The sequence below is a fragment of the Mesorhizobium sp. P2_D6 genome (assembly GCF_056404315.1).
In genome coordinates, this window is the sequence record NZ_JBFUEG010000010.1 from 91,359 (window position 1) to 105,499 (window position 14,141).

The 14,141-nt window shown below is 63.0% G+C and carries 13 protein-coding genes; 5 read left to right on the forward strand and 8 right to left on the reverse strand.

The genetic code is table 11. The annotated features are described in order from the left end of the window. The first annotated feature begins 142 nt into the window (after nucleotides 1–142). Both AC1D1L_RS21475 and AC1D1L_RS21480 read left to right on the forward strand, forming a co-directional pair. Nucleotides 143–1,324 carry a D-alanyl-D-alanine carboxypeptidase family protein gene (locus AC1D1L_RS21475; protein WP_352585339.1) on the forward strand — a complete coding sequence of 394 codons (1,182 nt, stop codon included), beginning with the start codon at nucleotides 143–145 and terminating at the stop codon, nucleotides 1,322–1,324. Between the two features lie 4 nt (nucleotides 1,325–1,328). Next, nucleotides 1,329–2,447 (forward strand): CobW family GTP-binding protein, encoded by a 1,119-nt coding sequence (locus AC1D1L_RS21480; protein ID WP_477343455.1) that lies wholly within the window; start codon nucleotides 1,329–1,331, stop codon nucleotides 2,445–2,447. Nucleotides 2,448–2,460: 13 nt separating this feature from the next. On the opposite strand, the gene AC1D1L_RS21485 is transcribed toward AC1D1L_RS21480, so the two are convergent. The 5 genes from AC1D1L_RS21485 to AC1D1L_RS21505 form a co-directional block, all read right to left on the reverse strand. After that, nucleotides 2,461–2,685: a sulfurtransferase TusA family protein gene (locus AC1D1L_RS21485; RefSeq protein WP_477343456.1), complete on the reverse strand. Its 225-nt coding sequence runs from the start codon at nucleotides 2,683–2,685 to the stop codon at nucleotides 2,461–2,463. A gap of 9 nt (nucleotides 2,686–2,694) precedes the next feature. Beyond that, on the reverse strand, nucleotides 2,695–3,990 hold the full coding sequence (locus AC1D1L_RS21490; RefSeq protein ID WP_477343457.1) for a L,D-transpeptidase family protein: 1,296 nt from the start codon (nucleotides 3,988–3,990) through the stop codon (nucleotides 2,695–2,697). A 236-nt stretch (nucleotides 3,991–4,226) separates the two neighbouring features. Beyond that, a complete protein-coding gene (locus AC1D1L_RS21495; protein WP_192258328.1) occupies nucleotides 4,227–5,177 on the reverse strand; it encodes an acetyl-CoA carboxylase carboxyltransferase subunit alpha in 951 nt (316 codons plus the stop codon). 98 nt (nucleotides 5,178–5,275) lie between these two features. Next, a complete protein-coding gene (locus AC1D1L_RS21500; RefSeq protein WP_477343458.1) occupies nucleotides 5,276–6,187 on the reverse strand; it encodes a site-specific tyrosine recombinase XerD in 912 nt (303 codons plus the stop codon). Between the two features lie 24 nt (nucleotides 6,188–6,211). Further along, on the reverse strand, nucleotides 6,212–6,364 hold the full coding sequence (locus AC1D1L_RS21505) for a histidine kinase (protein ID WP_112562194.1): 153 nt from the start codon (nucleotides 6,362–6,364) through the stop codon (nucleotides 6,212–6,214). A 215-nt stretch (nucleotides 6,365–6,579) separates the two neighbouring features. Here AC1D1L_RS21505 and AC1D1L_RS21510 point away from each other — a divergent pair, with 215 nt between their 5' ends. The 3 genes from AC1D1L_RS21510 to AC1D1L_RS21520 are packed head-to-tail and all read left to right on the forward strand — an operon-like array spanning nucleotide 6,580 to nucleotide 9,213. Continuing rightward, on the forward strand, nucleotides 6,580–7,191 hold the full coding sequence (locus AC1D1L_RS21510; protein WP_477343459.1) for a shikimate kinase: 612 nt from the start codon (nucleotides 6,580–6,582) through the stop codon (nucleotides 7,189–7,191). Next, nucleotides 7,188–8,318 (forward strand): 3-dehydroquinate synthase, encoded by a 1,131-nt coding sequence (aroB, locus tag AC1D1L_RS21515; RefSeq protein ID WP_352585352.1) that lies wholly within the window; start codon nucleotides 7,188–7,190, stop codon nucleotides 8,316–8,318. Before AC1D1L_RS21510 ends, aroB begins: the two co-directional genes overlap by 4 nt. A 1-nt stretch (nucleotide 8,319) precedes the next feature. After that, nucleotides 8,320–9,213 (forward strand): HlyC/CorC family transporter, encoded by an 894-nt coding sequence (locus AC1D1L_RS21520; RefSeq protein ID WP_192258323.1) that lies wholly within the window; start codon nucleotides 8,320–8,322, stop codon nucleotides 9,211–9,213. Between the two features lie 15 nt (nucleotides 9,214–9,228). Here the strand turns inward: AC1D1L_RS21520 and AC1D1L_RS21525 are convergent, their stop codons facing one another. The 3 genes from AC1D1L_RS21525 to AC1D1L_RS21535 are packed head-to-tail and all read right to left on the reverse strand — an operon-like array spanning nucleotide 9,229 to nucleotide 14,064. Further along, complete coding sequence (locus AC1D1L_RS21525; protein ID WP_112562198.1) at nucleotides 9,229–10,773, reverse strand: SpoVR family protein; 1,545 nt, start codon at nucleotides 10,771–10,773, stop codon at nucleotides 9,229–9,231. Between the two features lie 11 nt (nucleotides 10,774–10,784). Further along, on the reverse strand, nucleotides 10,785–12,095 hold the full coding sequence (locus AC1D1L_RS21530) for a YeaH/YhbH family protein (protein WP_112562199.1): 1,311 nt from the start codon (nucleotides 12,093–12,095) through the stop codon (nucleotides 10,785–10,787). Between the two features lie 19 nt (nucleotides 12,096–12,114). Beyond that, on the reverse strand, nucleotides 12,115–14,064 hold the full coding sequence (locus AC1D1L_RS21535) for a PrkA family serine protein kinase (RefSeq protein WP_112562200.1): 1,950 nt from the start codon (nucleotides 14,062–14,064) through the stop codon (nucleotides 12,115–12,117). Between the last annotated feature and the right edge of the window lie 77 nt (nucleotides 14,065–14,141).

Here is a 14,141-nt window from a genome sequence, read left to right on the forward strand (position 1 = left end):
TCTTGGCGTCACATAGGGTAAATAGCACCGCAAACAACGTGATCCGGAAATTGAGGGCCGGATCTCATCATGCTGGCCATCGCGTAACGAAATCTTACGGAGCCAGGGGCGACTACGGCAAGAGGCGATTTCGGATTCCATGATGCGGCACAGCCATATCCTCAAATTACTGCTAACGGGCGCCTTGGCGCTGCCGATGCTGGCCGGGCCGGCTTCGGCCAATCCGATTGTCCTGTTCGACCTGAACAGCGGCAAGGTTTTACAGCATCAGGACGCCTTCAGCCGCTGGTATCCGGCTTCACTGAGCAAGCTGATGACCGCCTATGTCACCTTCCGGGCGATTGCCGCCGGCGAGGTCCAGCTCGATTCGCCGATCAAGGTGACCAAGCATTCCGCCGGCGAACCGCCAAGCAAGATGGGCTTCAAGCCGGGCTCGGTGATGCGGCTCGACAATGCGCTGAAGATGATGCTGGTCAAATCGGCCAATGACATCGCCATGGCCGTCGGCGAGAATATAGGCGGCTCGCAGGCCGGCTTCGCCATCCGCATGAACGCTGAAGCCGCGCGGCTCGGCATGACCGGGACGCATTTCGTCAACCCGAACGGGTTGTTTTCGCCGGACCAGTATACGACGGCGCGTGACCTTGCCTTGCTGGTGATGGCGATCCGCAAGGAATTCCCGCAATACGCGCCCTGGTTCTCGATCGAAGGCCTTGCCGTCGGCAAGAAGGCGATCTCCAACTACAATCTCTTGATCGGCCGCTACCCGGGCGCCGACGGCATGAAAACCGGGTTCGTCTGTCCCTCGGGCTTCAACATGATCGGCTCTGCGACGCGCAACGGCCGCACGCTGGTCGCCGTCGTGCTTGGCGAAAAATCGGCGATCAGCCGCGCCGAGACCGCCGCCAGGCTGCTCGATCAGGGCTTTGCCATGTCCGACCCGAACTGGCTCACGGTTGCGGCCATGCCTTCCTATGGCGACACCATGTCGCCCAACGACATGCATGACGAGATCTGCAAGAAGAAGGCCCCCGAAGAACAGTCCGAGGCAGCACCGCCGGTCGCCGCAAAAAACGCCACGGCCGCACCGAAATCGCCCTATCGGGAGAAGCTCGACCATGTGCCGACGCTGGTTGCCGTCGGCCTTGGCGGCGCCACCGGGCCGGCGCCGAAGGCAATGCTCGACCAGGGCGGCCAGGAATTCGCCGATGTGCCGCTGCCGAATTGGCGGCCCGACGTCCCGGCGCCAAAGGGCTCGGAACCGGTCGTGGTGGGTTCGGCAAGCGCAGTGCAAGGCGACCAGCCGGTCAAGGCCGCGAACTAGGCCGATGGCCAGTTTTCCGATACCCGTCACTGTGCTCACCGGCTTCCTCGGCGCCGGCAAGACGACGTTGCTCAACCGGCTGCTCAAAGACCCGGCGCTCGTCGACACCGCCGTCATCATCAACGAATTCGGCGAGGTTGCGATCGACCATCTCTTGGTCGAGCAGGCCTCGGACGGCATCATCCAGCTGTCCGATGGCTGCCTGTGCTGCACGGTGCGTGGCGAACTGGTCGACACGCTGGCCGACCTCGTCGACCGGCTGCAGACTGGCCGCATCGCAAAGCTAGCCCGTGTCGTCGTCGAGACCACCGGGCTCGCCGATCCGGCGCCGGTGCTGCAGTCGATCATGGCGCATCCGGCGCTTGTCCAGGCGTTCCGGCTCGATGGCGTCATCACGCTTGTCGACGCGGTCAACGGCAATGCGACGCTCGATGGCCATGTCGAGGCGGTCAAGCAGGTGGCGGTGGCCGACCGTATCGTGCTGACCAAGGTCGATCTGGCCGGCGATCCCGCCGATGTCGAGGCTTTGCGGGTGCGGCTCCATCAGCTCAATCCGGGCGCCAAAGTGCTGGAGGCCGGTGACAGCCAAACCGGCGTCGCGGCGCTGTTCGATTGCGGCCTCTACAATCCGGCGACAAAATCCGCCGATGTCCAGCGCTGGCTCGGCGAACAAGCCGCGCATGAACATCACCATGATCATGGCGGTCACCATCACCATGGGCACGGCGATCATGATCACGCCGAGCATCGCCACGATTCCCGTGTGCGCTCCTACTCGCTGGTCCATAACGGGCCGGTGCCGTTTTCGGCGATCGAGATGTTCCTCGACCTGTTGCGTTCCGCGCATGGCGATAAGCTCTTGCGCATGAAGGGCGTCATCGAGCTTGCAGAAGACCCGTCGCGGCCGCTAGTCATCCACGGCGTGCAGAAGATCCTGCATCCGCCGGCGCGGCTGCCGGCCTGGCCGGACGGCCAGCGCGGCACCAGGCTGGTGCTGATCACGCTCGACATGCCGGAAGACTATGTGCGCCGACTGTTCGCCGCCTTCACCAACCGGCCGTCGATCGACACGCCGGATCGTGCGGCGCTGGAGAGCAATCCGCTGGCGATTGCCGGGGGCTAGAGCCGTTAATGCGCTACGTGCCGCGCTCGACCAGAAAACGATGACCGCCGGATACCGCTGCGGTTTCAACCAGCTGGTGGCCGGCGTCGGCACAAAAGGCGGGGATGTCGATAACCGCCAGCGGGTCGGTGGTCTCCAGCCACAGCCGGCTGCCCGGCTGCATCGCCGCCAGGCGTTTTTTCGCCTTGAGAACGGGCAAGGGGCAGTTCAGCCCCTTGAGATCATAGATCGCGGCCAAGGTGAAACCTCAGCCGCCGAACATGCCGAGCAGCTTGTTCTTGATCTTTGACAGCCGGCTTTCATCGGCCTGCGGCTCGGCCGGGGCTGCCTCGACGCTGGCGGTGGCGACCGGCTGCTGGGCGGCCTGCTTGGCTGCTTCCTTTTCGGCCAACGCCTGGGCCTTGGCCGCTTCCTTTTCAGCCAGTGCCTGGGCCTTGGCGGCTTTCGCTGCCTCGATGGCAGCAACCCGCTGTTCCTCGGCCTTGCGCTTGGCTTCCTTCTCGGCGTCGAGCGCGGCCATCTTGCGGCCGGCGGGCGAATCGATGCGGCCCATGCGCGCCGTCTCGGTCACCGTTCCGTCGGAATTGAGCGACGGCGGATCGATCGGCACGCGTTCGCCGCGGGCGCGCCGCTTCGACCAGTCGGAAACGATGCTGGCTTCCTTGATGCCGGCAATGGTCGGCTTGGGCGCCGGCACGCTGGCCTTGACCGCGCCGGTGAAGGCCGCGTCATAGCTGCTTTGATAGGCGTTGTAGGCGCTCTTCAGCGAATCCGGCTGCGTGGTCGGAGGGCAGGCGCCGGTCGGATCGAAGGTCGTGCCCTCAGGCGCCACCTGGTTGAAGACATAGCGCTTCTCGCAGACGTCGACCTTCGGCGGCACCTTGGTGATCTCGAAGTTGTCGTAGCCGACCTTCAGCATCTTCCAGAACTCGTAGTTCGGGTCGTTGCGATAGCGCGCCATGTTGGCGGCGGTCATGCGGAACGGAAAGGCCTGGATCTGGAACTCGGTCTGGCCGCCCTGGAAGGCATCACGGCCGAAAGCGTAGATCTGTTCGATCTGCGGGTCGGTCATCGAATAGCAGCCCGACGACGAGCAAGCGCCATGCACCATCAGATTGGCGCCGGTGCGGCCATTGGCACGGTCATAGGCGTTGGGATAGCCTATGTTGAACGACAGGTGATAGTTCGAGCGCGGGTTCATTTGCGACGGGCGAACCGTGTAGAAACCTTCCGGCGCCTGGCGGTCGCCCTCGGTGTATTTCGGTCCGAGCTTGCCCGACCATTTGCAAATGTCGTAGCTGGCGACCATCTCATAGCGGCCGGTGGTCTTGGCCTTCCAGATCTCGAGCTTGCCTTCTTCCTTGAAGATGCGGGCCATCACCGACGAGGTGCGGACCATGCCCTTGGCCTTCATGTCGGCGAGGATCTTGTCCGGCAGCGGCTTGTTGGCCTCCGGCGCGAAATCCTTCATCGAGGAATCGTTGCAGCCGGCGACGCCAAGGGCGGCGATCAGGATTCCGGTGCGGGCAAGCTTGGCAAACATGGTTACGGCTATGTCTTTTTCCCGGGGCGTGGGGCTTCGCAGCCGCAGGCCAACACACTAAACCTTCACGGACACTAAGCCCGTTAACCTTGAAAATTCCTTACCGCAAGCTCCGGACGGCTGCCCCCACGGCAATTCGCTCGATGTCACGGACTTTTCATTGAACCGAATGCGGCGGCAATTTTGTGGCGAAATTGCTCGCCGACGCCACATTGCGGCGCCCGGCCGGCCTGAAATCAGAGGCTGCGGCCCATCGCCAGGTATTTTTCGCGGCGCTGCTCGCGAAAATCGGTGTTGGCGCCTGCAAAATCCTTCATCGTCTTGGCGATGAGGTCGCCGGTGGCTGCGATCACCGTTTCGGGCGCGCGCTGGGCGCCGCCAAGCGGCTCGGGGATGATGGCGTCGATGATCTTCATTTCCAGAAGATCCTGGGCGGTGATCTTCATGTTGGTCGCCGCATCCTTCGAACGCGTGGTGTCGCGCCACAGGATCGAGGCCGCACCCTCCGGCGAGATCACCGAATAGATGGCGTGTTCCAGCATGTAGACGCGGTTGGCGGTGGCGATGGCGATGGCGCCGCCAGAGCCGCCTTCGCCGATGACGACCGAGATCGACGGCACTTTGAGGCCAAGACAGGCCGAGGTCGAACGGGCGATGGCTTCGGCCTGGCCGCGTTCCTCGGCGCCGACACCGGGATAGGCGCCGGCGGTGTCGACCAGCGTCAGAAGCGGGATCTTGAAGCGGTCGGCAAGCTCCATCAGCCGCACCGCCTTGCGGTAGCCTTCAGGGCGGACCGAACCGAAATTGTGCTTGAGCCGGCTCGCCGTGTCCGAGCCTTTTTCCTGGCCGATGACGGCCACCGGTTCGCCGCGGAAGCGGGCGAAGCCGCCGATGATCGCCTGGTCCTCGCCGAAATTGCGGTCGCCGGCGAGCGGCGTGAAATCGCTGAACAGGCCCTTGATGTAGTCGACGCAATGCGGCCTGTCGGTGTGACGCGCCACCTGCACCTTCTGCCACGGCGTCAGCGCCTTGTAGATATCGCGCAGCGCGTCGCGCACGCGCTTCTCAAGCCGGCTGATTTCGTCGCCGACATCGACCGCCTCGCCATTCTCGGCAAGCTTCTTCAGCTCGAGGATCTTGAGTTCAAGGTCCTGCACCGGCTTTTCGAAATCGAGGTAATTGTACATTCTTGAGCGGACCGATGCGTCGGAAGGCAAAGACTGACGGAACCCTGAAAAGCGGGGCGCCGCGCGGTGGAACGTGCCCTCACATAGCGATATGAGACCTAGTCGGCAAGCGGATGATGATCGTTGACCAGCCGCACCAGCCGCTCTTCCAGCACATGGGTGTAAATCTGCGTGGTCGAGATATCGGCATGGCCGAGCAACTGCTGCACCGCCCTGAGATCGGCGCCGTTCTGCAAGAGATGGCTGGCAAAAGCATGGCGCAGCACATGCGGCGACATTTTCGCCGCCGCTATGCCGGCCCGCGCGGCAAGGCCCTTGAGGTCGCGGGCAAAGACCTGCCGGGAGAGATAGCCGCTGTCACCGGCGGCCGGAAACAGGAACGGGCTGTCGGCGAAAGCCGGCACCGTTTTGCGGGCCGTGAGCCATGCCCGCATCGCCGTGCGCGCCTTGGCCGACAGCGGCACCATGCGCTCCTTGTCGCCCTTGCCGCGCACCATGAAGAAGCGGTCGTCGCGCTGGGCGACGGTCACCGGCAGGCCGACCAGTTCGGAGACGCGCAGGCCGGTGGCATAGAGCACCTCCACCAGCGCGTGGAGGCGCAGCGCCGCCAGCCGGTCGCCATTGACGCCATCACCTGCTTCGATGGCCGCGCGGTCGAGCAGCCGGCCGGTATCGGCCTCGCTCATCGTCTTGGGCAGCGGCCGGCCCTTTTTCGGACTGTCCAGCGTGCCGGTCGGGTCGTCGCCGCGCAGACCCTCGGCGTAGAGAAACTTGAAGAATTGGCGGATCGCCGACAGTTTGCGCGCCTGCGACGTCGGCGCAAAGCCACGCGCGGCGATGTCGTCGAGATAGGCGCGGATGTCGGCCGCAGCAGCACCGGCAAGCCCGCCGCCAATCTGCTGCGAGGCGTCTTCGAGATCGCGACGATAGGAGGACAGCGTATTTTCGGCGGCACCGCGTTCGGCGCTCATCATTTCGAGAAAGGCTTCGATGCGAGCCGCGCTGTTCATGTCCCTGCGGTCAGTTTCTTCGGGTCAGTTTTTCTTGGGGTTCAGCTTTTCCGGCGGAATGCGCACGGTGATTTCCGCCTTTTTCGGCTCGACGAACATCGCCAGCGCCACCATCATACCATAGGCAATGCCGGCAAGAATCATCAGTGTCACGACAAAGCGGAACAGTGTCGGCATCAATTTTCGCCCGTCTTCTTGTTCTGCGATTCCAAACCCTGTGCCCTTATGGGACGCCAATCCGGCCAATTCAAGGACGAAGGGTTTTGTCTAACGCAGGTACATGCGGGAAAACCACTGCACTTTCCGAGACCTGCTCAGGGCGCGATGCTTGACGCAAACCGGCTTTTGATGTCGATACGCCGGCAAAGACGGCTTACAAACAGCATGGTCTCATGAACGCGTTACCAGCAAATCCTCCTGGCGAGAGCCATGGCGCGCTGCTCGACAGGCTGGGCAACCGCTCGATTGTCTTTGTCGGCCTGATGGGCGCCGGCAAGACAGCGATCGGCCGCAAGGTGGCGGCCTTGCTGTCGCTGCCGTTCACCGACAGCGACCAGGAGATCGAAAGCGTGTCGCGCATGACCGTGCCGGAGCTGTTCGAGCGCTATGGCGAGACCGAATTCCGGGCGCTCGAGCAGCGCGTCATCCTGCGCCTCCTGGAAAACGGCCCGCAGGTGCTGTCGACCGGCGGCGGCGCCTTCATGAATGCGCAGACGCGCGATGCGATCGCGTCGCATGGTGTCTCGGTGTGGCTGAAGGCCGAGCTCGATTTGCTGATGGAGCGCGTCTCCAAGAAGCAGAACCGGCCTTTGCTCAAAAACCCCGATCCGCGCGCCGTGCTCGAGCGATTGATGGGCGAACGCTATCCGGTCTATGCGACCTCCGACGTCACCGTGGCGACACGCGACGACCGCAAGGAGGTCATTGCGACCGAGGTCGTCGACGCATTGTGCGGGCATTTCGGCATTCCGGCCACCACGGCGCCGGACGAGGTGAGGCCATGAGCGAGCCGGTCACTGTCGAGGTTGGCCTTGGCGAGCGCGCCTATGACATCCTGATCGGCCCCGGCCTTCTGGCGCGCGCCGGCGCCGAGATATCGCGCCGCCTGCCCGGCACGAGGGCGGCGGTGGTCACCGACGAAAATGTCGCGGCGACACATCTCGACGCACTGAAGGCCGGTCTGGAAACAGGCGGCATCCAACCTGCTGTCATCACTCTGCCGGCCGGCGAAAAGACCAAGAGCTTTGCCCATCTCGAAGAGGTGGTCGACGGCGTGCTGGCCGCCAGACTGGAGCGTGGCGATGTCGTCATCGCGCTCGGCGGCGGGGTCATCGGCGACCTCACCGGCTTTGCCTCCGGGATCGTGCGGCGCGGCATGAATTTCGTGCAGATTCCGACGTCGCTCTTGGCGCAGGTCGATTCCTCGGTCGGCGGCAAGACCGGCATCAACAGTCCGCGCGGCAAGAATCTGGTTGGCGTCTTCCACCAGCCGAAGCTGGTGCTGGCCGACACCGAGGTGCTCGACACGCTGCCGATCCGCGAATTCCGCGCCGGCTATGCCGAGCTCGCCAAATACGGGCTGATCGACCGGCCAGCGTTTTTCGCCTGGCTGGAAGAGAACTGGACAAAGGTATTCGCCGGCGGTGCGGAGCGGGCCGAGGCGATTGCCGAAGCCTGCCGCGCCAAGGCCGATGTCGTTGCCCGCGACGAGTTCGAAACCGGCGACCGCGCGCTGCTCAATCTCGGCCATACATTCGGCCATGCGCTGGAGGGGGCCACACAGTATGACGGCGCTCGTCTTGTCCATGGCGAAGGCGTCGCCATCGGCATGGCGCTGGCGCACCGGTTCTCCGCGCGGCTCAACCTGGCAAGCCCGGACGACGCGGCAAGGGTGGAGGCGCATCTGCGCGCCGTCGGGCTGCCCTGGCGGATGTCCGACATCCCTGGCGAACTGCCCGACGCCGAGGCGCTGCTTGGCTTCATCACCCAGGACAAGAAAGTGTCGCGCGGCGCGCTGACCTTCATCCTGACGCGCGGCATCGGCCAGGCTTTTATTGCCAAGGATGTGCCGGCGTCCGAAGTGCTGTCGTTCCTCAGGGAAAACCATCCGGCGAACGGGAAAGCCGGCTGAGATGGACACCGGCTGGATCGTTGTCGCCGTCCTCGCAATCCTCATCCTGTTTTTCATTGCCGTGCGCACGCGCCTGCTTGCCATGTTCGGCTATGAGCTGTCACGCATTGAGCCGCAGCGCTCCACCCAGGATGAGTTGCGCGGTGCGGTCGACGACTTCCGCCGTGACGGCCAGATGGTGCGCGAGGACCGCGACCGTGTCGGCGGCCTGTTCGACCTTGACGAGCTCGAAGTCTCCGACATCATGGTCCACCGCACCAATATGCGCTCGGTCAATGCCGACAATGCGCCGGAAGCGGTGGTGCGCGAGATCCTGCAGAGCCCGCACACCCGCATGCCGCTGTGGAAGGGCTCGCTCGACAACATTGTCGGTGTGCTGCACGCCAAGGACCTGCTGAGATCGCTGAACGAGGTCGGCAACGACTTTACCAAGATCGACGTGATGAAGATCGCGTCCAAGCCATGGTTCGTGCCCGACACCACGACCTTGCAGGAACAGCTCAACGCCTTCCTGCGCGCCAAGGCGCATTTTGCCATCGTCGTCGACGAGTATGGCGAGGTCGAAGGTCTGGTGACACTGGAGGACATCATCGAGGAGATCGTCGGCGAGATCGCCGACGAGCACGATGTCGACATCCAGGGTGTGAAGCAGGAGGCCGACGGCTCCGTCGTCGTCGACGGCACGGTGCCGATCAGGGATCTCAACCGGGCGCTCGACTGGAACCTGCCGGATGAGGAAGCCACCACCATTGCCGGGCTGGTCATCCACGAGACGCAGTCGATCCCCGAGGAAAAGCAGGCTTTTACCTTCCACGGCAAGCGCTTCGTGGTGATGAAGCGCGACAAGAACCGGATCGCCAAGATCAGGATCCGGCCCGCGGGGGAAGTTAGCTAAATTCGGCCGTGGATATCACAATTCCCTGGTCGAGCGCTGGCTTAGCGTCGCGCCGGTTTCAGCATCGATCGCAGCCAAGCTGACATCATAACCCCAGAGGCTTCGGATATGGCGAAGCGTCGCGTCACGGCTCTTGCCGTCGAGCATGATGCCGTTCTTGACATTGTGCTGCAGCCGCAGATGCCGGTCGCCCAGCAGATCGACGTCGACGACCTGGATGTCGGGACGGCTGGCGCCGATATCGTAGCTTTGCGCGAGCGCCGACCGTATCCTGGCATAGCCGCGCTCATTGTGGATCGAGGCCACCTCATAGTGTGGCTCGTCGGCACCGTCGGCGAGCACGAAGAGCCGCCATTTGCGGATCAGCGTCGGGCTTAGATATTGGCGGATGAAGGATTCGTCGCGGTGGTTTGCCCAGGCGTCGAGCAAGGTGTCGCGCCAGTCGCCGCGGCCGGCGATGTCGGGAAACCAGTCGCGGTCCTCGGCGGTCGGCGCGGTCGAGATGCGCTGGATGTCCTGCATCATGTCGAGACCCAGCGCATAGGGATTGATGCCGGAAAAGCGCGGGTCGTCATAGGCCGGCTGGAAGATGACGTTGGAGTGGTTGCGCAGGATCTCCAGCATGGCGCCTTCGTTGATGCGGCCGCGATCGAACAGCGTGTTCATGAGCGTGTAATGCACGAAGGTGGCGCAGCCTTCGTTCATCACCTGGGTTTGCCGCTGCGGGTAGAAATATTGCGCGACGACACGCACGATCCTGACGATCTCGCGCTGCCAGGGCTCGAGGACGAGGCTGTTCTTCTCGAGGAAATAGAGCAGGTTTTCCTCCGGCAGATTGAGCGATTTCTTCCGCTCGGCAAGGATTTCGTCCCCTGCTTCCGGCTTGCTCTTGCCCTGCGAGGGCGGCAGTGTCCGCCACAGATCGTTGAAGGAGCGCTCCTCGTATTCGAGACGTTCGCGCAGTCCCTCGCGCTGTTGCTCCGACGACAGTTTCGGCGGCCGGCGGTAACGGAACACACCTTGCTCCATCAGCGCATGCGCGGAATCCAGGATCGCCTCCACGGCGGCCATGCCATGCCGTTCCTCGCACCGGGCTATGTAGCTCTTGGCGAAGTCCAGATAGCTCAGGATGCCGCCGGCATCCGTCCATTGCCGGAAGAGATGATTGTTCTTGAAGAAATGGTTGTGCCCGAGCGCGGCATGCGCGGTCACCAAGGCCTGTAGGGCCATGGTGTTTTCTTCCATGAGGTAGACGATGCAGGGGTTGGAGTTGATGACGATCTCGTAGGCCAAACCCCGCGCGCCCTTGCGGTAGAGAAGCTCGTCGTGGAGAAAACGTTTGCCGAACGACCAGTGCCGGTACATCAGCGGCATGCCGATCGACGAATAGGCGTCGAGCATCTGCTGCGAGGAAATGATCTCCATCTGCACCGGATAGATGTCGAGGCGAAGCTCTTCGCGGCCGATCGCTTCGATCTCGTCATAGACCCGGGACAGTTTGTTGAAATCCCAGTCGGACCCGGAAAACAGCAGTTCGGACTTGCGCGCCTGGCTGACCATTGCCGAAGCGCTCAAGCGCTCTTGCGCAGGTCGGGCTGCCTGGCAAACAGCTCGCGGAAGACCGGGTATATGTCGGCCGGCGCGGCAATGCGCCTCATCTGGAAGTTCGGCCATTTGCCGTCGACGGCGTTGTAGGCGCGCCAAAGCGACGTGCCGTTCTCGGTCGAGCCGAAAATGTGGCTTTCCCGTTCGTCGATGATCTCCACATAGGCGAAATACTGGCAAAGCCGCATGAGCTTGCGGTCGAGCAGTTCTATGCAGCGCTCGGAGTCGGTGGCGAAATTGTCGCCGTCGGAGGCCTGGGCGGCGTAGATGTTCCATTCGGACGCCGGATAGCGCTCTTCGATGATGCGATGCATCTCCTCGAGCGCCGTGGAAACGACGGTGCCGCCGCTCTGGGTGTGGTGAAAGAAGGTGTGCTCGTCCACTTCCTGGGCTTCATGGGTGTGGCGAATGAAAACGAGTTCCGTCCGCTCATAACGCCGCGTCAGGAACAGATGCAGCAGCACGAAGAAGCGTTTGGCCAGATCCTTCTCGCGCTCGCCCATCGATCCGGAGACGTCCATCAGGCAGAACATGACGGCGCTGGCATTCGGCCGCGGCTGAGGGTCGAAGCGATTGAAGCGAATGTCGACCGGATCGACATAGGCGATCCGCCTGCGCCGGCGCTCCAGCCGATCGAGCTCTTCGCGCAGAGCCTCGATGCGTTCGCCTGTCTTTGCCCCCGGCGGCCTGGATTCCAGCTCGGCGATCTGCTGGGCGATGGCGTCCACGTCGGCCTGCTTTGGACGCCTGAGCGCGATGCGGCGCCCGTGGCTGTTGCGCATCGTGCGCCCGACATTGATGTTGGTCGGCGCGCCGCTTGCCGCGAAGCCCGCCCGCCTCGGCTTGAAGCTGAGTATCTGCTTGAGGCTGAGCTTGACCAGATCCGGCAGCTCGAGGTCCTCGAAGAAGAGGTCGAGCACTTCCTCGCGCGACAGCACGAAGCGGAAGTCGTCCTCGGATTCCGTGGTCCCCGGAGCCGAGCCGTAGCCTCCACCGCCGCCAGGCTTGTCGATAAGATCGCCAGGGCTGAACGTCCGGTTGCCGGGCAGGATGTGCTGGCGCCGGCCGCTGTCCTTGTCGTCGCCGAAGGTCGGTTCACCGGTGCCCTTGCGCGGAATCGGCACGGCGTGCTCGCGATCGAGCTCGGCGATGCCGCCGGCGCGGACCTTGTCGCGGATGCTGCGCTTGAGCTCTTCGCGGGCGCGCCTGAGGAAGCGCTGGCGATTCCCAAGGCTTTTGTCCTTCGGGTTCAGGCGGCGGTCGATGAAGATCGGCATGGAACCGTCCCGGCTTTGCTCAACCCGCTTTGTTCACGCGCATGTACCAGTCGACCAACCGGCGCACCTGCCGCTGGGTATAGCCGCGTTCCACCATCCGCTGCACGAATTCGTTGTGCCGCTTCTCCGTGACGCTGTCCTGCTTGGAGCCGAAGCTGATCACCGGCAGCAGGTCCTCGACCTGGCCGAACATGCGCTTCTCGATGACCTCGCGAAGCTTTTCGTAGCTCGTCCAGGACGGATTGCGGCCATGGTTGCGCGCCCGGGCGCGCAAGGTGAATTTGACCACTTCGTTGCGGAAGTCCTTGGGATTGGCGATGCCGGCCGGCTTCTCGACCTGCGACAACTCCTTGTCCAGGACCTCACGGTTGAGAATCTGCCCGGTGTCGGGGTCCTTGTAGTCCTGATCCTCGATCCAGGCATCGGCATAGGCGATATAGCGGTCGAAGAGGTTCTGACCGTACTCGCTGTAGGATTCCAGATAGGCTTTCTGGATCTCGTGACCGATGAACTCGGCATAGCGGGCCGCGAGTTCCGACTTGATGAATTCGAGATAGGCGGCTTCCGTTTGCTTCGGGAATTGCTCGCGCTTGATCGCCTCCTCGAGGATGTACATCAGGTGCACGGGGTCGGCCGCCACCTCCTTGGTGTCGTAATTGAACGTCTGCGACAGGATCTTGAAGGCGAAGCGCGTGCTGACCCCGGTCATGCCCTCGTCGACGCCGGCGGCGTCGCGATATTCCTGGACCGACTTGGCTTTCGGATCGACCTCCTTGAGGTTCTCGCCGTCATAGGCGCGCATCTTGGTGTACAGCGACGAGTTCTCGTGTTCGGCAAGACGGGTCGAGACGGTGAAGCGGCTGAGAATGTCCAGCACTTCCGGGGCGCAGGGGCTGCTTGCCAGTTCGCTTTCGCGCAGCAGCTTCTCGTAGATTTGCCTTTCCTCGGTGATGCGCAGGCAATAGGGAACCTTGACCACGAGGATGCGGTCGAGGAAGGCCTCGTTGTTCTTGTTGTTCTTGAACTGCTGCCATTCCGATTCGTTGGAATGGGCAACGACGATGCCCTGATAGGGGAAGGCGCCGAAATTCTCGGTGCCGTTGTAGCTGCCTTCCTGGGTTGCCGTCAGCAATGGGTGCAGCACCTTGATGGGCGCCTTGAACATCTCGACGAATTCGAGCAGCCCTTGCGTGGTCCGGTTGAGGCCGCCGCTGTATGAATAGGCGTCAGGATCCGATTGGCTGAAATTCTCCAACTGCCTGATGTCGACCTTGCCGACCAGCGCCGAGACGTCCTGATTGTTCTCGTCGCCGGGCTCGGTCTTGGCGATGGCGACCTGCCGCAGCCGCGACGGCATCAGCTTGACGACGCTGAATTTGGAGATGTCGCCCGACAGTTCGTCGAGGCGCTTGGCCGCCCAGGGCGAAATCAGTCCGTTCAGGCGGCGGCGGGCGATGCCGTATTTATCCTCCAGCAGATCGCCCATGCGGTCGGGATGGAAAAGGCCGAGCGGCGATTCGAAGACGGGGCTGATCTTGTTGCCGACCTTCAGCGTGTAGATCGGGCGCTCCTCCATCAGCTTCTTCAGCCGTTCAGCCAGCGAGGATTTGCCGCCGCCGACCGGACCGAGGAGATAGAGGATCTGCTTGCGCTCCTCGAGCCCCTGCGAGGCGTAGCGGAAATATCCGGCGATGCGCTCGATCGTATCCTCCATTCCGTAGAAATCGGAAAAGGAGGGATAGACCTTGACGGTGCGGTTGGAGAAAATGCGCCCGAGCCGCTCGTCCTTGCTGGTGTCGATCAGGTTCGGTTCGCCGATGGCCTCGACCATACGCTCTGGCGCCGAGGCATACATGGATTTGTCCTCGCGGCAGGCAAGCAGATATTGCTGGAGACTGATCTCTTCCTGGGCCGCGTTGGAATAAATCTCCGAAAACAGGTCGAAGACGTCTGATTGATTCTCGCGCATGATGCTTCGCCTCGGAGCCGACCGGCAGCCAATCGGCTCATCGCTCCATCAACTGCCGGAAAGCAGTGTGGTTCCCT